Source organism: Chryseolinea lacunae, assembly GCF_016735595.1.
Lineage (GTDB): Bacteria > Bacteroidota > Bacteroidia > Cytophagales > Cyclobacteriaceae > Chryseolinea > Chryseolinea lacunae.
Genome location: NZ_JAERRB010000005.1, coordinates 197036 through 223888, shown reverse-complemented (window position 1 = coordinate 223888; position 26853 = coordinate 197036). Strand labels below are relative to the sequence as shown.

Below are 26853 nucleotides of genomic sequence, written 5' to 3'. Positions count from 1 at the left end.
CACGATGATGCACACACGCCTTTCCTGCATCCTGGCACTGTCTATCGCTTTCGTCTTTCAGGCATGCAGCCCTACTCCGGAAACCGCGCCGCCCGTTTTTGAGGCGCTTACCCCCGAACAAACCGGCGTCTCATTCTCCAACCTGAACCCCGAAAGCCAGGGACAAAACATTTTGGCCTATGAATATTTCTACAACGGCGGCGGTGTGGCCCTGGGCGACATCAACAACGACGGCCTCGTGGACTTGTATTTCAGCGCCAACCAGGGCGATAACAAACTGTATCTGAACAAAGGCAACTTCACCTTCGAAGACATCACCGAAAAAGCAGGCGTGGCCGCTACCAGCGGATGGAAAACCGGCGTGGCCATGGCCGACGTGAATGGCGACGGATACCTCGATCTCTACGTATGCCGCTCAGGCCCGCAACACGAAATGCTCCGGCAAAACGCACTCTATATAAACAACAAAAACCTCACGTTCTCCAACAAAGCCCACGACTACGGACTGGACGATGATTCCTATTCCACTCAGGCGGCCTTCCTTGACTTTGATCGCGATGGCGACCTTGATTTGTTTCTTCTGAACCACTCACGCCTCACCATCTCGAACTCCTATGACGTGACACGCCGCTACGCAAAGACCCGTGTGCCCTACGTAGGCAACAAACTTTATCGCAACGACAACAACACGTTCAAAGACGTGAGCGACTCGCTTGGCATCTATGGCCCGGCATCCAACTATGGGCTGGGCGTTGTGTATGGGGACCTGAACGACGATGGCTGGCCTGACCTCTATGCCTCAAACGACTACACCGAAAAGGATAACCTGCTCCTCAATGACCACGGTCATTTTTTTAACGACGCCGGTGACAGCCTTCTCACACACATGTCGCAATTCTCCATGGGCGTAGACATGGCCGATGTGAACAACGACGGCCATATGGATCTGGTGACTCTCGACATGTTGCCCGACAACAACAAACGGCAAAAAGAATTTTACTGGCCCGACCGCTACGATGTGTATGCGGCCATGGTGAAAAGCGGGAGGCATCACCAAAACATGCGCAACATGTTGCACCTCAACAACGGCAACGGCACGTTTAGCGAAGTGGGTCAACTGGCCGGCATCGCAGGCACCGACTGGAGCTGGGCCGCGTTGTTTGCCGACTATGACAACGACGGCTGGCAGGACCTCTTTGTGTCGAACGGCTTCAAACGCAACTTCACGAGCAACGACTTTCTACGCTACAAGATCGACCTGGAATTGAAAGCACGCCAGGGACAACGCGAAGCCACGCTGCAGGATGTGCTCAATAAAATGCCATCGGGCACCGAACACAACTACATGTTTAAAAACACAAACGGTGTGTTGTTCAACGACGTGTCGGCTCCCTGGGGCTTTGCCGCCAAAAACCTGAGCAACGGAGCAGCCTATGCCGACTTGGACAATGACGGCGACCTTGACCTTGTGTTTAACAACCTCGATGAACCGGCAGGCATCTATCGCAACAACGCGGGCACAAATGGCAATCACTATTTGAAAGTGACGTTGCAGGGAAGCGACAAAAACACGGCAGGTCTTGGTGCAACCGTCACACTTTATCAGGGAGGAAAATTGATGAAACGAATGCTGTGTCCGTACCGCGGATTTCAGTCGTCGGTGGAGCCTGTATTATTTTTTGGATTGGGACAAGCCACAGTCATCGATTCGCTTGTGGTGGAATGGCCCAAGGGCGAACGGCAAACCGTGCTGCAGATGAAGGGCGACCAGACATTGACCTTGTTGCAAAAGGATGCCGTGGTGAAGACTGTTGCCCCTGCAAAAATAGTGACACAGTATCGCGAGGTGGCCCATGCAATTCCATTCAAACATATTGAAAATGATTTTGTGGACTTCAAAGTGCAGCCCTTGCTGCCGCGCATGTATTCTACACAAGGTCCGGCATTGACCTCAGCCGACATCAACGGCGACGGGTTGCGCGATGTGTTTGTGGGCGGCGCCAAGGGACAACATAGTGCATTGTATGTGCAGACGAAAGACGGCAGCTTTCGCGAAAAATCAGGTGTATTCGACAACAAGGCAACACCCGAAACCATCGACGCACAGTTCTTCGACATGGACAACGACGGCGATCAGGATTTGTATGTGGTGACCGGCGGCTATGAATACGACACCACCGACGTGGCACTGCTCGATCAACTCTATCGCAACGATGGCAAAGGAAACTTCACGAGCGTTGCATTGCCCGCACACTTGAGCAGTGGCGCCTGTGTTCGCCCCGGCGATGTGGACCACGACGGCGATCTGGATTTGTTTGTCGGCGCGCGAATCAAACCCGGTCGCTATCCCGAAGCACCCGAAAGCTGTTTGTTGCTGAACGATGGCAAAGGCAACTTCACCAATGCCACCAGCACCTTGGCACCCGACCTGATCCGGCCCGGCATGGTGACCGACGCCGTTTGGCTGGACGTGAACAACGACACATGGCTTGACCTGGTGATGGTGGGAGAGTGGATGCCGGTGAAGATCTATATCAACGACCACGGAAAGCTGAAAGATAAAACAACACTCTATAGTAAAGAGAAAACCGGCGGCTGGTGGAATCGTATCCTCGCCGAAGACTTCGACGGCGACGGTCGCAAAGACCTGGTGATCGGCAACTTTGGAATGAACAATCTTTTCAAAGCCACACCTGCGCGGCCCGTAAAACTATACGCTGCCGACTTCGATAACAACGGATCCGTGGATCCGCTGATGACCTACTTCATTGGCAGCGCGGCCTACCCGATGCCAACACGCGATGAGTTGACGGACCAGTTGCCTTCCTTCAAGAAACGATTCCCCGACTACGCCACCTACACCACGGCCACCGTGGAAACCATCCTGAACCCGGCTGAGTTGGGCAAAGCGAGGGTGTTTGAAGCATCAACCTTTGAAACGCTCTATTTGAAAAACACGGGCAACGGCTTCATCCCCCATGCACTGCCCATCCAGATTCAGTTTGCCCCAGTCATGGCATTGGCGGCCGTGGATGTGAACGGCGATGGCAAGCCTGACCTGGTGACCGGTGGAAATCTGACGGCCACGCGCTCGCGTTTTGGCAAAGCGACGGCCAGTTTTGGAGATGTTTTTCTCAATGACGGCAAGGGCGGCTTTTCGCACCTCGACCCCAAAACGTCAGGCCTAATCCTGCGTGGCGACGTGCGCAACATCGTTGTTTTGGAGAACGGCAACCTTCTGTTTGGCATCAACAATGCCTTCCCCACGCTCTTCCGGCGTTAACAAAACAACCTTCTTCAGCGGCCCGCGCGGGTCGCGAAAACCTTCTTTTTATGGTTCGTAGAAGCACTCCGCAACGGGGTGGTTAACAAAACACCCATTCACCTGAAACATTCTACCCCCTCGGTTAACGCGCCGGGAAGTAATCCGCAACATTTTCATACCCTCGAAACTGCGTTTCCGGCTCAAATTTGTAATACGGAATTGCAATCGTTTGCTAAAATCTAATCAGTCAAACGATTGCTAAAGACTTGAAGCGGTACCTATGGGTTAGGTATGACGGGATTGCCGGAAGGGGTTTGTTGGGAGAAACCAACCCCCGAAGGCGACCTCGGACGAGGAGGAGAACAACATCGTTTCAGCCGGTTTCCGTAGCCAAACGCGTCACCCTATACAACTAAACTCTATCCAACAAACTAAATCTATGATTATGAAAGAAGTCTACCGAAGCTTTGTCAAAGGGGCTTTCGTGTTGTTGTTGCTGCTGGGATGCATGGTCGCCTATGGCCAGCGCGTCGTCACGGGAACAATCAAAGATCCCTCCGGTGCCGGAATGCCCGGTGTGAATGTGCTCCTCAAGGGAACACCCAATGGAACGTCGACCGATGCCGATGGCAATTTCTCCATTTCGGCCAACGATGAAGATGTGCTCACCATTTCCTTCATCGGCTACAAGTCGCAGGAAATAAAAGTGGGTAACCAGTCCCGCATCAACGTCGATCTTCAGGAAGACGTGTCCACACTCCAGGAAGTGGTGGTGGTAGGTTACGGTGAAATGAAACGCGCCGACATCTCGGGTGCGCAAACCTCCGTGAGCTCTGAACAAATTTCGAAGACCATCAACACCACCATCGAGCAAGCCATTCAAGGTCGTGCGGCGGGTGTCTACATCACCCAAAACACCGGACAGCCCGGGGGTGGCATTTCCGTGAACATCCGGGGTATCAACACCATCAACGGATCGAACGAGCCCTTGTATGTGATCGACGGTGTGCAGATTCAACCGTCCACCCTAAGCTATGGCTCCAACAGTTCATCAAACGTGCTGGCCGGTATCAACCCGTCTGACATCGCCAACATCGAAATTCTTCAAGGCCCTTCGGCAACCGCCATCTACGGATCCAGAGGAACCAACGGTGTGATCCTCATCAGCACCAAGCGCGGAAAATCGGGCGACATGAAAGTGAACTACGGCTTCATGTACAGCCTCCAGGAAAAACCCAAGAACTTGCCGACCATGAACCTGGCCGAGTTTGCACAAATGACAAACGAGATACGCCAGATCACCGGTGGCACGCCGCCTCCTGAATTTGCAAATCCTTCCTTGCTGGGTCCCGGCACAAACTGGCAGGACGAACTTTTCAAAACAGCGCCCCTTAGCAAACATCAGCTCAGCCTCAGTGGTGGAACTGACAAAACAAACTTCTACCTGTCGGGCGAACATTTCGATCAGGATGGTGTGGCCATCGGCTCAAGCTTTAAACGCAACAGCATTCGCCTCAACGTAGACAACCAGACACGCAAGTGGTTGAAGATCGGAACAAACCTCAGCGTGAACCAAACCAGAGAAACACTCACGGCCACACAGGAAAATACCATCCTCAACGCCTTGCAGATTGCCCCCAACATTCCCGTGAAAAATCCCGATGGAAGCTGGGGCGGTGCCGACCTGACCAATGGAAACATCGTTCAGTTCACACCCCTCAACCCCGTGGCCATCGCCAACCTGATTCAAAACAAACAAACAAAATATCAGGTGCTGGGTGGATTGAATCTCGACGTGACGCTGATCAAAGGTCTTGTGTTCCGCACCTCGCTGAATGGAAACCTTGGCTTTTCAAGATCCGACTATTTCACACCTACCTACAGACTGGGTAACAAAACAAACGACGTGGCCAGCCTCACCTCGGGCAGCAGCGACAACAACTATTGGAACTGGAACCAGATGTTGCAATACAACACGCGCATCGAGAAACACGACATCGGCGTGATGGTAAGCCACGAAGCACAAAAGTCGGAGTGGCAAAATGTGTCGGGTTCGAAGAGAGGTTTTGTGACCAACGAAATTCCTGACCTCAACATCGGTAACACACAAGGTGCAACCACCAGTGGTGGTCACAACACGTGGGCCATGGAATCGTATTTTGCACGTGTCAACTATTCATTCAACGACAAGTATATCGTGCAAGGAACGATACGTGCCGATGGTTCGGTAAACTTTGGTCCGGACAACAAGTGGGGATACTTCCCTTCGGTGTCGGCCGCCTGGAGAATTTCGCAAGAGCCATTCATGCAAAGCGCTTCGTTCATCAACGAATTGAAATTGAGAGTGGAAACGGGCGTCACCGGAAGCCAGGGTGGCACAAGCTACTACGGACCACTGTCGTCGGTGAGCACGCCATGGGGATCGGGTTTCATTCTGCAACGCTTCCCGAACTCTTCGTTGAAATGGGAAGAAACAGCCACCAACAACATCGGGTTCAACCTCAGCATTCTGCAAAACAGAATTCAGCTTGAAGGTGACTTCTATATTAAGAAAACCGACAACGTGCTCATGACAAGCCCGCTGCCGTTATACATGGGCTCGGGCAACGAAGGCCACATCGAACCGCCGCCGGTGAACATCGGTTCGCTTGAAAACCGTGGATGGGCTTTCACACTGACCACGGTGAACATCGATCAAAATGGTTTCTCCTGGAAAAGTAATTTCAACGTGTCGGGCTTCAAAACAGAGATCACCAAGTTCTATTCCGACAACGCGTTTGTAGACCGCACCTCGTGGTTCATTGGCGACACCGGTTCCGGAAACAACTGGACACAACGCGCCGCCGTGGGGCAGGCCCCCTGGTTGTTTAGAGGCTATCTCTATGATGGCATCTTCCAATCGGTAGACGAAATCAACAACAGCGCCATACCAACCAAAACCAACGGCCAACGTCAGGACGTGGCACCCGGTGGCGTTTGGGTTGGCGACATCAAATACAAAGACCTTAACGGCGACAACAAGATCGATGAGAAAGACATCACCAACATTGGTAACCCCTGGCCGAAAGCAACCTTCGGGTTCACCAACACCTTTTCCTACAAAGGTTTCGATCTCAACATCCTGTTGACGGCCTCCTATGGCAACGACATCTACAACTTCCTGCGGTTCAGCAACACGAACCCCAACAACATCAACCTCGGAAGAAACCTGATGAAAGAAACATTCGACTATGCCCGCGTAGAAGGCACAGGATCCGAAGCACACCTCACCAATCCGGGCGGCGACATTCCCCGCATTGTGACACCCGATGTGAACGGCAACGGCTTGCGCTTCACCGACAAGTTTGTGGAAGATGGCTCGTATATCCGTGTGAAAAACGTGACGCTGGGCTACTCATTCCCCAAATCACTGATCGGCAAACAAAACGTGATTCAGGGACTTCACCTGGCGGTGGGTGCACAAAACCTGCACACGTTCACGAAGTATAAAGGCTACGATCCTGAAGTGGGCGCTTATGTGGGCCGTGACTCACAAAGCAATAACCAATCGGTCGGCGTTGACTTTGGTCGCTATCCGCTGACACCGGTCTATACCTTTAATGTGAGCGTTGATTTCTAATAAAGATTTAAAATATTCTAGCGATGAAACATATCATGTATAGCAAAACTTACCTGGCCATCTTTGTTCTGGTCGGCCTTTTTGCAGGATGCAGTTCCGACTTCCTGGAACAGCCTCCGAAAGATTCCATCTTGGATGTGAACTTCTATAAAACATCCGAACAGGTTTTGGCGGGGAGTGCCCCGCTGTATAACGTCGTGTGGTTTGCCTACAACGACAAAGCCTCACACGGCATTGGCGACGGCCGCGGCGGTGTGTTGACTTCAGGCTCCTATCAATTGGAGAACGTGGAGTTCAAAACAACGAGTGTGACCGGCGAAAACACCAGTGCCTGGAGTGCGTTCTATAACGTGGTGGCCCAAGCCAACACGCTCATCAGCAACGTCAACAAATATGCTGGCCCCGATGTGCCAGACAACATCAAGCAGCACGCCATTGCCGAAGGACGGTTTATGCGCGGCATGGCTTACATGTTCCTGGTGCAGAACTGGGGCGAAGTTCCCATCATCACCGACAACACCAAGCTGTTGCAGGACACTACCATTTCGCGTAACACCATTCCTACCATCTGGGAATTCATTACCCGCGACATTCGTTATGGCACCACGCACCTTCCTGAAACGCCCATCCAAAAAGGACGTCTCACCCGGTGGGCAGCCGAAGCCATGCTGGCAAAAGTATACCTGACCCGCGCCGGCGTGGGCAAAAGCGGAAGCCGCGATCAGGCCATGCTCGACAGTGCACGCGTTCTTTCCAAAGATGTGATCGACAACAGTGGTGCAAAGCTTGAAGAGTTTTACGAAGAGCTTTTCAAAACAAAAAACAACAACAACGGCGAAACACTGTTCGCCCTGCAGTGGGTCTATAACGGAGCCGACTGGGGATCGCAGAACAGCGTGCAGGCATTCCTCGCTTTCGGTTCCAGCATCACCGGCTTTGCCGATGGCTGGGGCGGCGACATTGGTGCATCGCTCTACATGATGAACAAATACGAAGGCCTCATCGACAACGGCAACACCGCCGACGTTCGCCGCAAGGCCACGTTTATGTTCCCCGGCGATCACTACTCGTATATTCACCAACAGGTGATCGATGGCAACACCGGCAAACCGGTAACACAGGAGTTGCGTGTTCCCCTGGGCGGAAGCGGTTACAATAACCGTGCATGGGTGAAGAAATATGTGGTGGGAAGACCCGAAGACAACGACGGCAAAGTGTCGCAACAACACACCGAGATCAACACCTACATGATGCGTCTTGCCGAAGTGTATCTCATCTATGCAGAAGCCATTCTGGGCGACGCGGCATCCACCACCGACAATGAAGCGTTGACCTACTACAACAAAGTGCGCACCCGCGCCAACGTGACCACAAAGAACGTGCTTACCTGGCAGGACATCTTCGACGAACGCCATCTTGAATTTGCCATGGAAGGACAACTCTGGTATGACTTCGTGCGCCTGCACTACTACAACCCGCAGCTTGCCTACGACATCCTGAGCAACCAGGACAGAGGATTCTACCGGATCACACCCGACAAAATTCCGGATCCCACCAAGTGGACCATCGCTGTGGATCCCGACGACAATTCGCGAAACTTCCCTGTGGATGAAGGCAATTTCAGACTGCCGATTCCGTCGAACGAAAAGTTGCGCGCGCCCAATCTGGCGAAGGAACCGGTACCCTATGTTTTCAATTGATCAACACGAATGTTGCCGGCCCAATGGCAGGCGTTAAAAACATAAAACTTATGAACATACTTAAAAGAATAGTACGAAACACAATGATCGCCGCAGGCCTGCTGCTGGGCAGCACGGCGGTGTTCATGTCCTGCAGCGACGACTCCGGAGGCGGAGCACCGTTGCTGGAACGTGTGAGCCTGGTAGCCAAAGATTCCACGACCCAGAGCGGGAAACGCGGCACCACCTACGTTATCTTCGGAAGCAACCTGGCCACCACACGCGAAGTCTACTTCAACGACTTGCTCGCGCAGGTGAACACCACGCTGGTTCGCAATGACAATATCATCATACGCCTTCCCGACAACGCACCCTTTGCCAATGTGCCAAACAAAATCAGAGTGGTAACAGAATTTGGATCGGCCGAATTGAATTTTGTGGTCGAGCAACCTGGACCATCCATTGCAAGCTTCGACCCCGCATTTGTGGGAGCCGGAGAAATTGTGACCATCAAGGGTGAGTTCTTCGAGAACCTGGAGAGCGTGCGGTTCGACGACGCAGAAGCCGAAGTGGTTTCGTCGACCGGCAAAGAGATTCAGGTGAAGGTGCCAGACGGCGTGACATCAGCGTTCATTTTTGTGACCACGAAAGCAGGAACAGTGAAGTCTACATCGGCGTTCGGTTTCAAGTTCATCATCTACGACGAAGACCTGGTGGCTACATGGCAGAAGTGGGGCGGCTGGAGCAGCACCGTAGACTGGACCAGCACACAACAAGCGAAGCGCGGAACAAAATCCATGAAGATTACCTACGATGGTGCGTGGGGTGGCGTGCAGTCTCACCCGGCCAGCACCTTTGTGTTGGTAAACGTCTACAAAGCCGTGAAGCTTTCACTCTACGGTGGCGCGGGAACAACGGGCAAGAAGGTGATGCTCTATATCAAAGACGCCAACGGCGTGGAGGGAAGCAAGAAGTCGCTCACCATTACAGAAGGTGTGTGGACGGACTTCACCATTCCATTGAGCGAACTGGGCAACCCGGCCACCATCAACGAGTTTAATTTCCAGGACGAAGGCGGCGCGCCGTATGTGTTCTTCGTGGACGACATTGGACTGTTATAAACAGACCCTTTTACAAGTTTGGGTGAAATATTCTGGTGGTACGTCTGCAAAGGCGTACCACTGGATTTTCCAGACCATCGCACAATCGTCGTGATGTTTTTCTTCCATCAAAAATTTATGCTGCATGAAAATACTATACAGTGTCATTCTGCTTTTTACCGCGATGATTGCCAGGTCGCAAAACACCCAGGGATTTTTTCTTGACGATGCCCAATCAAAAAATGCAACACTACCTCCCTACGTGGATGCAGAAAAACCTGCCAGGGCTGCGACATCCACCGTGTCGGTGAATTTCGCAGAAGAAGTGGCCACCGTTTCAAAATATATCTACGGTAACAATGCCAATATCTACATGACGCAAATGGTGGACCAGCCGGTGTTGCTCGACCACATCAAAAAGCTTGCACCCAACGTGCTGCGCTTTCCCGGAGGAAACATCAGCAGCGTCTATTTCTGGAACGCAGCAAATGCCACCGAGCTCCCCGCCGATGTTCCGGCCACATTGGTCAAAGCGGACGGCAGCAAAGACGAGAATCCTTATTGGTTTGGGAAGAACAATGAAGGCTGGACAATGTCGCTCGACAACTACTATGAGATGCTGAAGCAAACCGGAAGCACGGGCATCATCACGGTCAACTTCAGCTATTCGCGCTATAGCACGGCCACCGACCCTGTAGCGGCCGCTGCGCACCTCGCGGCCGAGTGGGTTCGCTACGACAACGGACGAACAAAATTCTGGGAGATCGGCAATGAAAATTTTGGAAACTGGCAAGCCGGCTATCGCATCAAAACCAGCGACAACAAGGATGGCCAACCTGAAATTATTACCGGTGCCCTCTATGGAAAACACTTGAAAGTATTTGCCGACTCCATGCGCAAAGCCGCCACAAAAATCGGTGCCACCATACACATCGGCGCACAACTCCTGGAAGCACCACCAGCCAGTTGGTCAACCGAGACAGAAAGAAACTGGAACACCGGCGTGCTCGCCAACGCGGCATCGGCTTCCGACTTCTACATCGCGCACAGCTACTTCACACCCTACGACACCGACTCCAAAGCGGCCGAAATACTTGCAACAGCAACAAAAGTGCCCACCGAAATCATGGCCTACCTCACAAAGACTATCACCGATGCGGGGCAGACTGTGAAACCGATTGCCTTAACGGAATGGAACATCTTTGCTGTGAAATCAAAGCAGATGGTGTCCTACATCAGTGGCATGCATGCGGCGTTGGTTTTGGGTGAGCTTATCAAAAATAAGTTCGGGATGTCGAGTCGCTGGGACCTGGCAAACGCATGGTCTGGGGGCGACGATCACGGCATGTTCAGCATGGGCGATGAACCCGGTGGCGTTCCCCGCTGGAATCCCCGGCCGGTGTATTATTACATGTATTTCTTTCAGAAATACTTTGGCGACAAGATGGTGAACGCTTCCGTGTCGGGAAGTGCCGACGTGAAGGCCTATGCATCAAAGTTTGCCTCGGGCGAAGCAGGCCTGGTTATCGTGAACCAGGGGACTACAGAACAAACCGTGGCGGTGAACATGAAAGGTTTTGGCTACGGCAATCGATATCACACACATACCCTGACCGGTGGCAGCGACAACGGCGAATTTTCGTTGAAGGTATTTGTGAACGGGCAAGGACCAACCGTGGCCGCAGGTGGGCCGGCCAATGTGGAAAGTATAAAAGCGAAGTCGGCCCTGATCAATGGCGGCGTTAAAGTCACGGCGCCACCGCGTTCGGTGGTGTATGTGTTGGTGGAGAACGGAGAAAACACAATCACGCCCGTTGAAAAAGGACAGCCTGTTCAGAAGATGAAAGTCTATCCCAATCCCACATCCGAAAACTTCAGAATCGATTTCCCGACAACCGGTTTCAACAAACTTGAATTGCTGGACACCAATGGTCGCACCGCCTATACCGAAACGCTTGATCCCACCAAGACAACTGCCGAGTTTCATACCAGCATTCCATCGGGATTGTATTTTATCCGGGTGTCGGGAGGAAAGATTATTTTGGTAGACAAATTGGTGGCACAGTAGTTAACTAGTAGTGATCGATATACTCAAAGGAATATAATGAAAAGAAAAGAGCTTTTTTTGCTGCGGTCAATCGCGTTGTTGATTACGGTGTGGTGTGGCATGTTGAATGTCTATGGACAACGGAATGGTGGCGAACAAATCAGGTTGAATCAGGAGGGATATTACCCGGAGGGACCCAAACTGGCGGTGGTGACGGGCGAACATGGCGATGAATTTTATTTAGTCGCTGCCGACGGAAAGAAAGTGTGGGAGGGAAAATTAACAACGGCCCGCGCGTCAACCTACAACCCAAAGAAAACAAGCATCGCAGATTTCAGCGCTTTTCAAAAGCCGGGAACTTATCGGCTCGTCGTGAAGGGTGTGGGAGAATCTTATCCTTTTAACATTCGGAAGCACGTGCACGAAGCGGTTGCCAAAGGTTCTATCAAAGCCTTCTACTACATCCGCGCATCCACACCGCTCACGCCAACGTACGCCGGAAAGTGGAGTAGGGCAGAAGGACACCCCGACAATAAAGTATTGGTCCATTCATCGGCCGCTACAGCACAACGTCCGGCGGGCACCATCATCTCGTCACCACGCGGATGGTATGATGCCGGCGACTACAACAAATACATCGTGAACAGCGGCATCACCACCGGCACATTGCTTTCGCTCTACGAAGATTTTCCGGCCGCCATGAACACCGCCACCTGGAATATTCCGGAAAGCGGCAACACCACACCCGACCTGCTTGACGAAGTGCTGTGGAATGTTCGGTGGATGCTGACCATGCAAGATCCCAACGACGGCGGTGTCTATCACAAATGCACCAACGCCTCTTTCGACAAAATGGAAATGCCCGACAAAGCCGTGGCTCTACGCTATGCAGTGCAAAAAAGCACCGCTGCCGCCTTGGACTTTGCTGCCGTGATGGCCCAGGCCGCACGCGTCTATAAAGAATTCCCCAAACAATGGCCGGGACTTTCGGACTCCTGTTTGACAGCCGCAAAACAAGCGTGGACGTGGGCACAAAAAAATCCCGCACAACTCTACGAGCAGAATGCCATCAATGCTTCCTTCGAACCAAAGATAAGCACCGGTGCTTATGGCGATCGCGATGTGAAAGACGAATTTATCTGGGCCGCCATAGAACTCTTCCTCACTACGGGCGAGACAAGCTACTACAACACTGCCGCCATCCTACCCGACGACAAAATGCCTTTGCCGTCGTGGGCGCAAGTGCGTTTGCTGGGATACTATTCACTGCTTCGTTTATCAAACACACTTACGGGTGCAGCAAAAACTGATGCTGAGAAAATAAAAAGTGCGTTGCTGAAAACAGCCGATGCATTGCTGGTCGGCGTGAACGAACGCGCCTACCCGTCGGTTATGGGGCAAAGTGCTAAAGACTTTATCTGGGGGAGCAGCGCCGTGGCGGCCAACGAAGGCATATTGCTGTTGCAGGCCTACGCCGTTACCAAAGACAAGAAGTATGTTGACAACGCCCTCTCAAACCTCGACTACCTTTTGGGCCGCAATGCCACAGGCTACTCGTTCATGACCGGCTTCGGAAGCAAAACCCCAATGCACCCACACCATCGGCCATCCGAAGCTGACGGAATAGCCGAACCAATTCCCGGTATGCTGGCTGGTGGACCAAATCCATCCATGCAAGACAAATGCAACTACGCCAGCGCCATCCCCGACGAAGCCTATGTGGACGATGTGTGTTCCTTTGCCTCCAACGAAATTGCCATCAACTGGAATGCACCCTTTGTCTACCTGGCCTTCGCCGTGGAAGCGTTGGAAAATACGGTAGGATATTCTCATTGAATGATCGTATTTTTATACATACCCAAATCGCACACCGTATGTATAAACCGCTGTTCCTGCTGAGCCTGCTGGCTCTGGTTGGTCTCTCTACGCCGAAAGCCTCGGCCGCCGCCGAAGACTCTCTGCTGTTCTACACCGCATCCGACGGCGTTAAAATTCACTATGAAGTGAAGGGGAGTGGTGCGCCCGTTTTGCTGGTGCACGGCTTCATTGTGGACGGCGAATCGTGGAAACGAACTGCGCTCTACAACGACCTTGTGGCAAAAGGTTTCCAGGTGATCACCCTCGACATGCGCGGCAACGGAAAATCAGACAAACCCCACACCGCGGCCGCCTATGAAAAAGACGCGGAGGCTAATGACATCATGGGCCTGATATCATTTTTGAAAATCAAGAAATACGATGTGGTGGGCTACTCGCGTGGAGCGATCATCACGGCAAGGCTGCTGGTGCTCGACAAGCGTGTAGGCCGGGCGGTATTGGGAGGCATGGGTTCCGACTTCACCAATCCCGAATGGCCACGCCGCATCCTGTTCTACAGAGCCCTCAGTGGCGAGCCGGTAAAAGAATTGGAAGGCATGGTGAAACGCGTGCAGGAATCGGGACTCGATCAGCAGGCGTTGGCCTTCTTGCAAAAGGAACAGCCCTCTACCAGCGTGGCTGCGTTGGGCAAAATCAATCGCCCCGTGCTCATCCTGTGTGGCGATGAAGATTCCGACAATGGATCGGCGCCGTCGCTGGCCAAAATGATCCCCAAGTCCGTCTATCACACCGTGCCTGGCGACCATGGCGGTGCCTCGAAGACGCAGGCCTTTGCCGATGAAGTGTTGACGTTTTTTAAATAGCGTCCGGGCCGCGTTCGCCGGTGCGCAGGCGAATCACTTCTTCGAGTGGTGTAATAAAAATTTTTCCGCTTCCAATCAGGCCACCGTCGTTTGCCTTCGTGGCACTGATGATGGCGTTGCACGTGGTGTCGACAAACTCGGCGTTCACGGCAATCTCCAACCGGATGTTGGGCACCAGGTTGGGGATCACCACCTGGCCACGGTAAATTTCTTCCGTCTTGCTGCGGCCGTGACCCGACACGTGGCTCACCGTGATGCGGGTGATGCCCGCATCGATAAGCGCTTCACGCACCTGGTCCAGTTGATTTTCGCGGATTATAGCTATGATCAGTTTCATGGTTGTAGAGGTTAAGATGGACATTGACGGGCTGTTTCTTGCTTACACGTTAGCTCGGGTTGGTCATGCCATAGCCACGCTCGCCGTGATAATAGTTGTCAAGCCCGCGCATTTCCGCTTCGGCATTGGCGCGTAGCGGAACAATCTTGTTCAGCACCACTAATATAATCCATGTGCCGATGCCCGCATAGGCGATGGCAATGCCTACAGCCAGGGCCTGCACACCAAGTTGTTGCCAAACAGTCCAGCTGCCGGCAACGGTGGCGGCTTCGGCCATCCAGCTGTCGCGGATAAAGAACACCAGGAAGATAGCGCCCACAATTCCACCCACGCCGTGAATACCAAAGGCATCCAGCGTGTCGTCATAGCCAAGTCTGTTTTTGAGGATGATGGCGAGGTAGCAGATCACGGTGGCGAGTGCGCCCAGCGCCAGGGCTCCAACTGGCTTCACCACGCCTGCGGCAGGCGTAATGGCCACAAGGCCCGCCAGGATGCCGCTCACAAATCCCACAGCAGTGGCTTTGCCCTGATGCAATCCTTCAATGATAATCCACGTGAGTGCACCGGCGGCAGCGGCCACCTGTGTGGCGGTCAATGCCTGTGCTGTGCTCAGTCCGCTGGAAATGCTGCTGCCGGCATTGAAGCCAAACCAACCCACCCACAACAAACCTGCACCAATCATGGTCATCACAAGGTTATTAGGACGCATGGGCAAATGCGGAAACGATTTGCGCGCACCCAGATAGATGGCGGCCACAAGACCGCTCACACCGGCGGAGATGTGCACCACAGTGCCCCCCGCAAAATCGATGGCACCTTTTGCACCGAGGTTGAAAAGGAATCCATCGGATGCCCACACCCAATGGCAGAGGGGATTATAAATCAACACGCCCCACAAGGCGATGAAGATGCAATAGCTTTTAAACGAAACACGTTCGGCAAAGGCACCCGCGATGAGTGCTGGTGTGATGATGGCGAACTTCGCCTGGAACATCGAGAACACATATTCCGGAATGCCCGCGGGCATCACTTTGTCGTCTATGCCACCCAGGAAAAAGTAGTCGTCGCTCCACCCAAACCAACCGCCCAGCACACTGGGACCGAAGGCCATGCTATAGCCGCAGGCCACCCACAGCACCGTCATGATGCCCATGGCGGCGAAGCTGTGCATCATAGTGCCCAGCACGTTTTTGGTGCGCACCAGTCCACCATAAAACATGGCCAGACCCGGAATCATCAGAAGCACAAGGGCGGCAGACGTCAGCATCCAGGCTGTGGCACCGGAGTCGATTACCGGCGTGGCTTCGCCCGCTATTAAAGAAGATGCTGGAAGGACGAGGAACGCCAGAAGCAAAAAGAAGCGTGTAGTAATTTTCATTACAGGCAGATTGGGTTGGTTGTAGCAATTCATAAGGATCTCTATAAATTGTAAGCATTTCCCATCCGGAAAAGCTTCGTGGCTGTCTAGAGACTTGCCTTATTTTCGGAGGCAAAATAAAGTAGTTTGAAGCGATCTGCAAAACGTAGGGTCTAAATATACCCATGCGTGAAAAGAAACAGATCGAAAACTGCTAAATCAGATTAATTTTAGAACCTAACAAACGATAACAAGGCATGGCTGAAGCAACACCAGAATTTATACGCATTCCAAAATCAACGATGGAAGCCCGCTTTTTGAAGATTCTCCGGCAAACTGGATTCTCCGAAGAAAAAGCAAAAGTGTGCGCCGAAGTGTTCACGGCCAACAGTGTCGACGGCGTCTACACCCACGGCGTGAACCGCTTCAGCCGTTTCATAAAGTATACCCGCGAAGGACACATCCTTCCGCAAAACGAAGCCGTGCTGCGCCACGCCGCCGGATGCCTGGAACAATGGGATGGACAATCGGGCGCAGGCCCGCTGAACGCCCTGCAATGCACACGCCGCGCCATGGACATCGCCGGCGTGCAGGGCATGGGTTGCGTGGCCCTGGCCCACACCAACCACTGGATGCGCGGCGGCACCTATGGATGGAAAGCCGCGCGCGAAGGATTCGCGTTCATCGGCTGGACCAACACCACCGCCAACATGCCGGCCTGGGGTGGCCTCGACGCAAAGTTGGGAAACAACCCCCTCGTCATCGCCATTCCGTTTCAAAACGACGCCATCGTGCTCGACATGGCCATGTCGCAATACTCCTATGGCGCGCTCGATTTTTATCAACTCAAAAATCAGCAGTTGCCCGTGCCCGGTGGCTTCACCAAAGAAGGTGTGCTCACCACCGACCCAACCGCCATTCGCGAATCGCAGCGCGTGTTGCCCATCGGCTATTGGAAAGGGTCGGGACTCTCGTTGCTGCTCGACATGCTGGCCGCAATTCTCTCCGGCGGTTTGTCAACGGCGGGCATCTCGCAACAAAAAGCAGAGACCGGCATTTCGCAGGTGTTCATCGCGATCGATTTGTCAAAGCTGGGCAACTATCAATCCATAGCCACGGCCCTGCAACAAATCGTCGATGACTATCATCAATCACAACCCGCAGGCAAAACGCCCGTCATCTATCCCGGCGAACGTGTGCTGGCCGTGCGTAGTGAGAATACGGACCAGGGCATTCCTGTGCTCAAAAGTGTGTGGGATGAAATCGAAAACTTATAGCGTCTAAAAATGTTTGTGTATCATGAAAAGAAAATTCCTTCCCGCCATCGTGGCCCTTGTCGTATTAACCATCAGCTACGCGCAAGCGCAAAAGTTGAAACCGGGCTTTCAAAAAGCTGAATACATAGAAGTGCTCCGGGCCACGGCAAGGCATTACGACACGGCAGAAGCGATATTGAAATTGCCGCTGCCCGCTAAATTCAAAAAAACGTATAGATCACCAGTGGTAGGCCTTGACAACCGCTGGGATTTGTGGACCGATGGAGAAGGCATTGGTGTGATCAGTATCCGGGGCACAACGGTGAAGCCTGCGGGGTGGTTGGAAAACTTTTATGCCGCCATGGTTCCCGCCAAAGGCAAGATCAGGTTGGCCAGTGATTTCGAATTCACCTATGCGCTCAGTCAACAGCCACAAGCCGCCGTGCACGTGGGCTGGCTCATCGCCACTGGTTTTCTCTCGCGCGACATCGTTCCGAAAATCGATTCGTGCTACAAGACTGGAATGAAAGACTTTATCATTGTGGGGCACAGCCAGGGCGGTGCCATTTCATACCTGCTCACCTCGCACTTGCGCAGCTTGCAGCAACAAAAGCTTTTGCCGGCCGATATTCAATTCAAGACCTATTGCAGTGCCGGTCCCAAACCGGGCAATCTCTATTACGCATATGAGTATGAAGCCACAACTTCAGGATGGGCCTTTAATGTGGTGAACTCCGCCGACTGGGTGCCGGAAACGCCCATCACCATTCAGACCGTGAACGACTTCAACAAAACCAACGCATTCGCGAATGCCCGGCCCGCCATTAAAAAGCTAAAGTTTCCCAAAGATGTCGTGCTGAGGCATGTTTATAATCAACTGGAAAAACCGCCGCGGAAAGCACAACGGAAGTATGAAAAGTACCTGGGGAGATTTTTGTCAAAGCTAGTGAAGAAGCAGCTCCCGGGATTTGTGGTGCCCGAATTTTATCACTCCACGCACTATGTGCGTACCGGCGCATTCGTGGTGCTGCTGGCGGATGAAGAATATTATAAAAAGTTTCCCGACAGCAAAGAAAAAATCTTTAACCACCACTTATTCGATCCTTACTTCTATCTGGCCGAAAAACTGCCCGACTGAAAAATTAAATTCATCCGCGGCAAACAAATTTGAATTTTTTGGCGTTCTTCATGTCGATGACGGGCGTCATCCGCCGTAGCCCCGCAGCGGTCCGCTGTTTCGCTGCTGTGTATGTTCCACGAAAAGAAAGGAGGTACAAATGTCTAGTCCCAATGAAATTTTATCAGTATCAATCAAGTCAACCAATCGCGCAGGTGAACTGTGTTGAAACGTGTCGATTGATGTCCTCGCGAGATTTTTGACTTGAATGATAAAATTGAATGAGGATTTTTGAAATATCCGGCCCACCAATTGGGCCGGATATTTTTTTGTTATTCATAGCGAAGTGTAGACGATGGATTGCTGATGGCAGCTTTGATGGTCTGCGAACTCACCGTGATGAGTGCCACCAGAATGGCGGCCACGGCGGCCAGCAGATAAGCCGCCAGGTTCATGTCGATGTGATAGGCAAAGGTGTTGAGCCATTGCTTCATGAAATACCACGCCACCGGCCATGCCAGCAGGTTGGCGATCAGGATCAGGATCACAATCTCTTTGGAGAGCAGGCCCAGGATGCTCGGCACCGAAGCACCAAGCACTTTGCGTATGCCAATCTCTTTCACGCGTTGCAGCGTGTTGAATACCGCCAGCCCAAACAAGCCGAGGCACGCAATGAAAATGGCAAGCCCGGCAAAGATGGTGAACAGTTGACTTTGTTTTTGCTCGGAGTCATAGAGCTGATGATAACGCTCGCTCAGAAACTGATAGTCGAACGGTCGCTTGGGCAGGAACTCGCGCCACACGGTTTCAACATGCGCCAGGCCTTCCTGCACATTCTTGCCGGCAATCTTCACGGCAATTCTGTTGTATCCATTTTTCCGGGGAAAGAACACCAACGGCACAATGGCCTGATGCAACGATTCGAAATGAAAATCTTTCACCACGCCCACCAGCTTTCCGGTAGTGCCCGCATAATTAAAATCCTTGTTCACACCGTCGCCCGGCGACTTCCAGCCAAATTGTTCAGCCGCAGTTTCGTTCACGATAAACGCCAGTGAGTCATCGGTCGGAACACTTTTGGAGAAACCACGTCCACCGGCCAGCGTGATGTCGAACGTGTTGAAAAATTCGTAGTCGACCACCACATACTTCGTGGTGATATTCGACGACACCAGACTGTCGCCCTTCATAATGAGCGGCGAGCCGTTGCTGTCCAGTAGTCTGCCCGTGGGAAGGCGCGACGACCGCGACGCATTTTTAATTTGTGACGACTTGGTTAGTTCGTTGTAGAACGCTTCGTAAGTAGGTTCAAGTTCATCGTAATACGGCAGCGTCACAATCTGGTCTTTGTCATACCCCAGGTCGCGCGTGTTGAGGAAGTTGAGTTGTTGAAACGTGATGGCTGTAGCAATGATGAGCACGATCGATATAGCGAACTGCGCCACCACCAGAACCTTGCGGATGGTTCCTTTTCCGCGCAGCGATCCTTGCTGTCCTTTCAACACCAGCGCAGGCTTGAACCCCGACACCACAAACGCTGGATACACACCGGCGAGCAAACCCACCAGCACGGCAAAAGCAACAAGCCCCACAAACAAGGGCCAGTTCGAAACCGGATTGAGGCTAAGGCCTTTTCCCGTAAAGGAATTTAACCACGGCAACGCCAGAAACGACAGCGCTGTTCCCAACACCAGCGCGAAACACGCAATGAGCACCGACTCGCTAAGATATTGGCTGATGAGCTGCCCCTTGAAGGCACCTACCACTTTCCGCAAGCCCACTTCTTTTGCACGCTTGGTGGCGCGCGCGGTGGAGAGGTTCACGAAATTGAAACAGGCAATAAGAATGATAAACAACCCAATCACGCCCATCATATAGACCGTGTTGATGTTGCCGTTCACTTCCAGTTCGTCGTCGAGGTGGGAACGGAGGTGAATGTCGGTGACGCGCTGCAGGAATAGGGTGGTCGACTTGGAAGCAATCCAGTCGGCGGGCACACCCCAATTGGCGCGGGCATAGTTGCCAAAATGTTTGTTGAGAAAATCGGGGAAGCGCGCTTCTACCTTTTTTGGGTCGGTGCCTTCTTCCAGCAACATATAGGTTCCAAAGGAGTTGTTGCCCCAGTTGGTTTCCAGATTTTTACGACCGTATATGTTGTCGTTCTCCAGCGTGGTGAACGACACCAGGTATTCGGGATGCCAGTGCGCTTGCGTGGGCAGGTCTTCATACACGCCGGTCACTTCCAGGTCAAACTGGTTGTTGGCGCGAAGGCGTTTGCCGATCACATTCACGTCGTCAAAAAACTTCAGGGCCGACTTCCGCGAAAGCATCACAGTGAACGGACGCTCCAGCGCTTTGGCCGGATCGCCATTCACAATTTGGAAATCAAATATTTTGAAGATGCCGGGTTCGGCAAGAAAGAGGTGATCTTCCGAGAAATTTTTTTCCAGCTTCCCGTTCTCCTCAAGACCCATCACCAACCCAAAGTTGACGGTGCGTGCCAGGACCTTGATCTCACCAAAGTCGTTTTTGAGCAAAGGCCCGATGGGCGGCGCAACGTTGGCCAGGTGAAGGTTGGGCGTGCCGTCGTCGGAAAGAAAATTGCGTGTGACACGATAGATCTGGTTGGCCGCACGGTGCTGGCGGTCGTAGCTCATTTCGTCGCGGATAAACAGGTAAATCATCACACAGCACATCATGGCCAGCGCCAGGCCGGCTATGTTGATGAAGGCCGTGAGCTTGTTCCGGAAAATGGAGCGAAGCGCTACTTTCAGATAATTTTGAATCATAGGGCAAAGGGGTTAGCAAGGATCGGGTGACTGAATTTCAACAACGTTACAAAGACCATGCATTTTGTAAAAAGATGCATTCCAGGGAAATTTTCAGGGTAGACTATTAAAAAGTGTTCGGATCTGTGCAGCGGCATGTCCGGCCATATGACGTAGAGGGATCTTCCGGGCACAGCTGGCATCCAAAGCCAACGGCGGCAGCGAGGTCATCCGGCAAATGTTTTAACTTCACTCTACCGAAACTACATGCCCATGAAGGTAACGAAAGTCAGTCTTGTCCGGAGTATTATGTTGGGATTAATCGCGTCGGTGGCGGGATGCCCGGTGGAGGCGCAAAAAACCTACTGCAATCCCATCGACATTGATTATAAATATAACTACGAACAACTGAACGACAGCATCTCGTATCGTTCCGGCGCCGACCCTGTCATCGTGAACCACAAGGGCACGTATTTTTTGTTCGTTACCATCTCGGGTGGCTATTGGCACTCCTACGACCTTTTGCAGTGGCACTATATCGTGCCCGACAAGTGGCCTATGGAGGACATGTGTGCCCCGGCCGCCATGTCGGTGAAAGACACGCTCTACCTTTTTCAATCCACCTTTGAGCAACGCCCCATTTTCTATTCGCTCGAGCCCGAGAAAGGAAAGCTGAAGTTTTACAACCGCTGGCTACCGGCCTTGCCAAAGGAAGTTGGCCCCTGGGACCCTGCGTTGTTCTACGACGAAGAGTTAAATCGCTGGTTCATGTATTGGGGCTCGTCAAATGTTTACCCGATGTATGGAAGCGAACTCGAAAAACACGCGCGCTTGCGCTACAAAGGCGACTACAAACCTATGCTCTATCTGCATCCTGAAGAACACGGTTGGGAACGCTTCGGCCGCGACCATCGCAGCAACATCAAGCCATTCATGGAGGGTGCCTGGATGACGAAGCACAACGGCAAGTATTATCTTCAGTATGGCGCGCCAGGCACAGAGTATAATGTGTACGCCAACGGCACCTATGTGGGCGACAGTCCGTTGGGACCTTTCACGTATGCACCCTACAATCCGGTGTCGTACAAGCCCGGTGGGTTTGTGACCGGCGCGGGGCATGGCAACACGTTTCAGGACAAGCATGGAAACTATTGGAACACCGGCACACCCTGGATTGCCGTGAACTGGAATTTCGAACGCCGCATCGCCATGTTCCCCGCGGGCTTCGACGCCGACGGACAGATGTTTTCCAACACACGCTTTGGCGATCTGCCCCACGCACTGCCCGACAAAAAATGGAACAACAAAGACGATCTCTTTCTCGGCTGGATGTTGCTTTCCTATCGCAAACCCGCCACAGCGTCTTCGGTGCGCGACACCTTTGCTACAGCCAACCTCACCGACGAAAACCCGCGAACATTCTGGGTGGCGAAACAAAACAAACCCGGCGAATGGATCACCGTCGATTTGGGAAAAGAACAAAGCGTGAAAGCCATCCAAGTGAACTACACGGACTACAAGTCTGATATTTTTGATAACGATTCGGCCCGAGTCTATACACAATTCAAACTTTATGCCTCGCGCGACGGCAAACAATGGGACCTCGTCGCCGACCTGTCGCGCGAAAAGAAACGCGACCGCCCCAACGCCTACGTGCCCTTGACGATGCCCGTTCGCGCACGCTACATAAAATACGAACATGGCTACGTGGCGTCGCCTAATCTCGCCGTTAGCGACTTGCGCATCTTTGGCAACGGGTTTGGAAAACCGCCGAAGACACCGGCACAATTCACCGCCGTGCGGGACGCAGATCCACGCAATGCTTTTGTGCGTTGGCAGAAAGTGCCGGGTGCTGTTGGCTATAATATTTTGTGGGGCATTGGCCGTGAAAAGCTCTATCAGACCTATCAGATTTTTGGAGACGAACCTTCTGTGAAAGAGATCCGCGCCTTGTCGAAGGGCGTGTCATACTATTTTGCAATAGAAGCTTTCAACGAGAATGGCGTGTCGCAAAAAAGCGAAACGGTTTTTGTGCCGTGAGAACAATAAAAGAAAAGGCGACTCAGGAATTTACGCGACGCTTCACAAAGAGCCAGTAGGCTGGATATGTCAACCCTGTGATGATGACAATGAGTATGAGGTTGAACGGATCGCTGATGGCAAAGCCGACAAACAACGCCAGCGTAACCAGCAAGACAACGATGGACGTGTAGGGATAGCCGCGTGCCCGATAGGGGCGGTGCAGGTTGGGTTCCGAAATTCTCAGCTTCACGAGCGCTGCAAAGCTGAAGCCCAGCACGATGAGGGAAATGAAAGCACTTAACGAAAATAACGCTTCAAACGAACCCAGCAGAATGAGCACAAACGCGAGCGCCGACGAACAAAGCAACGTGACCACCGGCGTGCCTCCTTTATTCACGAACGTTCCCTGATTCACAAAAAACTTGTCGCGGCTCAATCCAAACAGGATGCGGGGCGGAATCATCATATACGCATTGAGCGTGCTCACAAGCGATGCCACAGCCAGCACCACCACAAACGTGGCACCCGAAGATCCGAACACAACTTTTGCAGCGTCAGATGCGGGCAGCGTTGAGGTGGAGATGGAGCCGATGGGCAACACATAAAATAACGCGATGTTGAAAATCACATAGATGAGAATGACCGTGATGGCGCCGGTGAAAAGCGAACGGGGAATATTTTTTCCTGGATCTTTATCTTCTTCGGCAAAAAAACATCCCGACCACCAGCCGTCGTATGCGCCCACGATCAGCTGCATCGACTTGAGAATGGCAATGATGACACCACCCTTCAGCGGAGGCAACGGTTGGCTAAGTGCACTATGTTCGACCTTCACCAGGAAACACGCACCGATCAGCACCACAAAAAAAAGCACTTTGGCGAGACTCATGATTTGCTGCGCGATGCTGCCGCGCTGCACACCACCGAGGTGAAACAAGGTGAACACAAAAAGGAAACTCACGGCCACCAGCGATTCATAGCCGGCCATGACCGGAAACAACAGCGACAGGTATTCGCTGATGACAATACAAAAATAAGCAGGGGCTATGGCGTTGATGAGGAAGTCGAGCCAGCCAATCAGGAACCCGGCATACGTTCCGAACGCACGCATGGCATAGTTGTAGGGACCACCGGCCTTGGGCATGATGGTAGACATCTCAGAAAAGGAACTGACCCCCAGCAGCACATACGCGCCACCAAAAAGCCAGCAAAGCACAATGAGCCAATAGTTGTCGAGCAGGAGGGCGATGGTGCCCGGGGTGCGAAGGATGCCAGCACCGATGGTGCCACCAATCATCACGGCTACACCAAAGCCAACGCCGAGCACTTTTTTCAATTCGTGGCGTGCAGGTTCATTCCCGGTAATCTTTGTCATAGACGGCGGCAGTTAAGCAAACCCCGAAAGGGCGCCATCAATATAGATCAAAAACAGGATGCGACAAACGAGCCGCAGTGTTAGCGCAGGCGGCAGGCAGGTTTTGGCTGGACGAAAGCCACAGCACGTTGGACCTTCCGGAGCGGAAGACGAAGTTGGTTTTCTTTGTGAACGGCTTTGTTTTGAGAAGAAGACGGCTCGATCCGGCGATACACATAGCCCGCCAGCAAAATGATGGCTACTGCCAAAATAGTGAAAAGGAATGTTCTTTGCGATTTCATAACAATCATAGACGTTTCAAATAGGATGCCAGACCGGCGCCAAATCCATAAACGCAGTCTGCTTTGTTTTATTTTGCCCTACACGGTAGGTTATATAATCATGAAGCCTTTCTGCGCCATTGGGATTGGAAAGTGGTTTCCCTATCTTTCCCTTAGCATTAACCCGAAACATCATGGCCTCCAAACGTTTTTTGAAGATCAGCTTTCCCATTCTGCTGGTCGTGGGCGTCTACTTTCTCGGTCCGGAGCCGGCCCAGCCTAAACTGACCCTGACCATGCCTGTGGTTCCCGCCGAACCCGCCGCGCTGGTCGATTTTGTGAAGAACAACGACGCCAAACACAAACTGAAGCCCGACAACGAAGGCCGCATCGAATGGCGCGACAGCGTGCCCCAACGCACCGAGTATGTGCTGGTGTACCTGCACGGCTTTTCGGCCAGTCCCATGGAGGGCGAATCCATTCACCACCGTTTCGCAAAAGCGTTTGCCTGCAACCTCTACATTCCCCGACTGTCAGACCACGGCATCGATACAACGGAAGCCCTGTTGAATTTCACGGTTGATCGTGTGTGGGAAAGTGCGAAAGAAGCCTTGGCCATCGGCAAACAACTGGGCGACAAAGTCATTCTCATGAGCACGTCAACCGGGGGCACCCTGGCCCTGAAGCTCGCCGCCGAATATCCCAACGACGTCTATGCCCTCATCAACCTTTCGCCCAACGTGGCCATCAACAATGGCGCGGCATTTCTGCTCAACAACCCCTGGGGATTGCAGATCGCGCGCGTAGTGCAGGGCGGAGACTATGTGGTGAGCGATAAGCCAAACGACTTTCCGGAATATTGGTATAACAAATACCGTCTCGAAGCCACCACCCAACTGCAGGAACTCATTGAGGAGACCATGACCGACGAGCTTTTTGCACGCGTGAAACAACCGTCGCTTTCTGTTTATTATTACAAAAACGAAAAAGAGCAAGACCCCACCGTGAAAGTGAGCGCTATACTGGACATGCACAAGAAGTTGGGAACACCCGAAGACATGAAAGCGGCTGTGCCCATTCCCAACGCGGGCGTTCATCCCATCGGGTTCGCCAAAAAATGCAAAGACTTTGAAGGTGTTTATGCCGCCGTTGAAAAATTCAGCATAGAAAAATTGAAACTGGTCAAGCAATAGCCTGACACGTTTCCCGGCGTAAAAGTCCCTAGACTTAGCTTCTCAAAAATTCTTCTGCCTTCACCAGGTCGTCGGGCGTGTCGATGCCAAACGTTTCTTTTGTCGTTTCCACCACTTTGATTTTGAAACCGTTTTCAAGCCAGCGCAACTGCTCCAGCGATTCTGCTTTTTCGAGCGAGGATACAGGAAGCTGTGTGAGCTTGTGCAGCACGTCGGCGCGATAGGCATACATGCCCACGTGTTTGTAGAAGGTATGTTTGCCTATCCAGTTTTCGCGGCCGATGTTCCGGATGTGGGGGATGGGCTCGCGGCTGAAATAAAGCGCTTCACGCGAAGTGTTGAGCACCACCTTCACTTCGCTGGGGTTAAACAACTGCTCGGGGTCGTCCACAATTTTGATGAGTGTGGCGATTTCTGTTTTGCCGTCGAGCGTGGCGGCGAGCAGGTCTATCTGGTCGGGCTCAATAAAAGGTTCGTCGCCCTGGATGTTGATCACGTAGTCAAAGCTTTCGCCTTGTGCGGCCAGGGCTTCATAGCAACGGTCGGTGCCGCTGGCGTGGTCTTCGCGCGTCATGCAGGCGTGGCCGCCAAAGGATTTCACATGGTTATAGATGTCTTCATGGTCGGTGGCCACCACCACTTTCGAAAGTGACGTGGCGCGCTGGGCTTGTTCACACACGCGCTGGATCATGGATTTGCCAGAAATGGATACAAGGGGCTTTGCATGAAATCGCGACGACGCATAGCGTGCGGGGATCAGTCCGATAATCTTCATCT

At 52.6% G+C, this 26853-nt stretch carries 17 protein-coding genes; 11 read left to right on the top strand and 6 right to left on the bottom strand.

Annotated elements, in window-relative coordinates:
* Positions 1-4 precede the first annotated feature (4 nt).
* The 7 genes from JI741_RS16485 to JI741_RS16455 all read left to right on the top strand — a co-directional run bounded on the left by JI741_RS16485 (position 5) and on the right by JI741_RS16455 (position 14391).
* Positions 5-3283: a VCBS repeat-containing protein gene (locus tag JI741_RS16485; protein ID WP_202011496.1), complete on the top strand. Its 3279-nt coding sequence runs from the start codon at positions 5-7 to the stop codon at positions 3281-3283.
* A gap of 427 nt (positions 3284-3710) precedes the next feature.
* Positions 3711-6884: a SusC/RagA family TonB-linked outer membrane protein gene (locus tag JI741_RS16480; protein ID WP_236676111.1), complete on the top strand. Its 3174-nt coding sequence runs from the start codon at positions 3711-3713 to the stop codon at positions 6882-6884.
* Between the two features lie 23 nt (positions 6885-6907).
* Positions 6908-8584: a RagB/SusD family nutrient uptake outer membrane protein gene (locus JI741_RS16475; protein WP_236676110.1), complete on the top strand. Its 1677-nt coding sequence runs from the start codon at positions 6908-6910 to the stop codon at positions 8582-8584.
* Positions 8585-8634: 50 nt separating this feature from the next.
* A complete protein-coding gene (locus JI741_RS16470) occupies positions 8635-9684 on the top strand; it encodes an IPT/TIG domain-containing protein (RefSeq protein WP_202011494.1) in 1050 nt (349 codons plus the stop codon).
* 124 nt (positions 9685-9808) lie between these two features.
* Entirely contained in the window at positions 9809-11731 is a 1923-nt protein-coding gene (locus tag JI741_RS16465) for a T9SS type A sorting domain-containing protein (RefSeq protein WP_202011492.1), read from the top strand.
* Between the two features lie 36 nt (positions 11732-11767).
* Positions 11768-13546: a glycoside hydrolase family 9 protein gene (locus JI741_RS16460; RefSeq protein ID WP_369411805.1), complete on the top strand. Its 1779-nt coding sequence runs from the start codon at positions 11768-11770 to the stop codon at positions 13544-13546.
* A 38-nt stretch (positions 13547-13584) separates the two neighbouring features.
* Positions 13585-14391, top strand: a complete 807-nt coding sequence (locus JI741_RS16455; RefSeq protein ID WP_202011490.1) for an alpha/beta fold hydrolase — start codon at positions 13585-13587, stop codon at positions 14389-14391.
* Here the strand turns inward: JI741_RS16455 and JI741_RS16450 are convergent.
* Positions 14384-14728 (bottom strand): P-II family nitrogen regulator, encoded by a 345-nt coding sequence (locus JI741_RS16450; protein ID WP_202011488.1) that lies wholly within the window; start codon positions 14726-14728, stop codon positions 14384-14386. The two genes, JI741_RS16455 and JI741_RS16450, sit on opposite strands and share 8 nt — an antisense overlap.
* Positions 14729-14777: 49 nt before the next feature.
* On the bottom strand, positions 14778-16106 hold the full coding sequence (locus tag JI741_RS16445; protein ID WP_202011486.1) for an ammonium transporter: 1329 nt from the start codon (positions 16104-16106) through the stop codon (positions 14778-14780).
* Between the two features lie 236 nt (positions 16107-16342).
* On the opposite strand from JI741_RS16445, the gene yiaK reads away from it, so the two are divergent.
* Positions 16343-17362, top strand: coding sequence for a 3-dehydro-L-gulonate 2-dehydrogenase (gene yiaK, locus JI741_RS16440; RefSeq protein ID WP_202011484.1), 1020 nt, complete (start codon positions 16343-16345; stop codon positions 17360-17362).
* Between the two features lie 22 nt (positions 17363-17384).
* On the top strand, positions 17385-18479 hold the full coding sequence (locus JI741_RS16435; protein WP_202011482.1) for a lipase family protein: 1095 nt from the start codon (positions 17385-17387) through the stop codon (positions 18477-18479).
* A gap of 311 nt (positions 18480-18790) precedes the next feature.
* Here the strand turns inward: JI741_RS16435 and JI741_RS16430 are convergent, their stop codons facing one another.
* Positions 18791-21247: an ABC transporter permease gene (locus tag JI741_RS16430; protein WP_202011480.1), complete on the bottom strand. Its 2457-nt coding sequence runs from the start codon at positions 21245-21247 to the stop codon at positions 18791-18793.
* A 252-nt stretch (positions 21248-21499) separates the two neighbouring features.
* Between JI741_RS16430 and JI741_RS16425 the strand changes: the two genes are divergently transcribed.
* The gene (locus tag JI741_RS16425) at positions 21500-23266 is read left to right on the top strand and encodes a discoidin domain-containing protein (RefSeq protein ID WP_369411804.1); all 1767 of its coding nucleotides are present in this window, start codon (positions 21500-21502) and stop codon (positions 23264-23266) included.
* A gap of 22 nt (positions 23267-23288) precedes the next feature.
* Here JI741_RS16425 and JI741_RS16420 read toward each other — a convergent pair whose 3' ends face one another.
* A complete protein-coding gene (locus tag JI741_RS16420) occupies positions 23289-24623 on the bottom strand; it encodes an APC family permease (RefSeq protein ID WP_202011476.1) in 1335 nt (444 codons plus the stop codon).
* A gap of 80 nt (positions 24624-24703) precedes the next feature.
* Positions 24704-24913, bottom strand: a complete 210-nt coding sequence (locus JI741_RS16415; protein ID WP_202011474.1) for a hypothetical protein — start codon at positions 24911-24913, stop codon at positions 24704-24706.
* A 164-nt stretch (positions 24914-25077) separates the two neighbouring features.
* Here JI741_RS16415 and JI741_RS16410 point away from each other — a divergent pair, with 164 nt between their 5' ends.
* Positions 25078-26076 carry an alpha/beta hydrolase gene (locus JI741_RS16410; protein WP_202011472.1) on the top strand — a complete coding sequence of 333 codons (999 nt, stop codon included), beginning with the start codon at positions 25078-25080 and terminating at the stop codon, positions 26074-26076.
* A gap of 34 nt (positions 26077-26110) precedes the next feature.
* Here JI741_RS16410 and kdsB read toward each other — a convergent pair whose 3' ends face one another.
* Positions 26111-26851 carry a 3-deoxy-manno-octulosonate cytidylyltransferase gene (gene kdsB, locus JI741_RS16405; protein ID WP_202011471.1) on the bottom strand — a complete coding sequence of 247 codons (741 nt, stop codon included), beginning with the start codon at positions 26849-26851 and terminating at the stop codon, positions 26111-26113.
* Positions 26852-26853 lie beyond the last annotated feature (2 nt).

Bases quoted from the DNA above. Each gene is read 5' to 3' on its own strand.
- JI741_RS16485 (WP_202011496.1), top strand. From the start codon at position 5: ATGATGCACACACGCCTTTCCTGCATCCTGGCACTGTCTATCGCTTTC.
- JI741_RS16480 (WP_236676111.1), top strand. From the start codon at position 3,711: ATGAAAGAAGTCTACCGAAGCTTTGTCAAAGGGGCTTTCGTGTTGTTG.
- JI741_RS16475 (WP_236676110.1), top strand. From the start codon at position 6,908: ATGAAACATATCATGTATAGCAAAACTTACCTGGCCATCTTTGTTCTG.
- JI741_RS16470 (WP_202011494.1), top strand. From the start codon at position 8,635: ATGAACATACTTAAAAGAATAGTACGAAACACAATGATCGCCGCAGGC.
- JI741_RS16465 (WP_202011492.1), top strand. From the start codon at position 9,809: ATGAAAATACTATACAGTGTCATTCTGCTTTTTACCGCGATGATTGCC.
- JI741_RS16460 (WP_369411805.1), top strand. From the start codon at position 11,768: ATGAAAAGAAAAGAGCTTTTTTTGCTGCGGTCAATCGCGTTGTTGATT.
- JI741_RS16455 (WP_202011490.1), top strand. From the start codon at position 13,585: ATGTATAAACCGCTGTTCCTGCTGAGCCTGCTGGCTCTGGTTGGTCTC.
- JI741_RS16450 (WP_202011488.1), bottom strand. From the start codon at position 14,728: ATGAAACTGATCATAGCTATAATCCGCGAAAATCAACTGGACCAGGTG.
- JI741_RS16445 (WP_202011486.1), bottom strand. From the start codon at position 16,106: ATGAAAATTACTACACGCTTCTTTTTGCTTCTGGCGTTCCTCGTCCTT.
- yiaK (WP_202011484.1), top strand. From the start codon at position 16,343: ATGGCTGAAGCAACACCAGAATTTATACGCATTCCAAAATCAACGATG.
- JI741_RS16435 (WP_202011482.1), top strand. From the start codon at position 17,385: ATGAAAAGAAAATTCCTTCCCGCCATCGTGGCCCTTGTCGTATTAACC.
- JI741_RS16430 (WP_202011480.1), bottom strand. From the start codon at position 21,247: ATGATTCAAAATTATCTGAAAGTAGCGCTTCGCTCCATTTTCCGGAAC.
- JI741_RS16425 (WP_369411804.1), top strand. From the start codon at position 21,500: ATGAAGGTAACGAAAGTCAGTCTTGTCCGGAGTATTATGTTGGGATTA.
- JI741_RS16420 (WP_202011476.1), bottom strand. From the start codon at position 24,623: ATGACAAAGATTACCGGGAATGAACCTGCACGCCACGAATTGAAAAAA.
- JI741_RS16415 (WP_202011474.1), bottom strand. From the start codon at position 24,913: ATGATTGTTATGAAATCGCAAAGAACATTCCTTTTCACTATTTTGGCA.
- JI741_RS16410 (WP_202011472.1), top strand. From the start codon at position 25,078: ATGGCCTCCAAACGTTTTTTGAAGATCAGCTTTCCCATTCTGCTGGTC.
- kdsB (WP_202011471.1), bottom strand. From the start codon at position 26,851: ATGAAGATTATCGGACTGATCCCCGCACGCTATGCGTCGTCGCGATTT.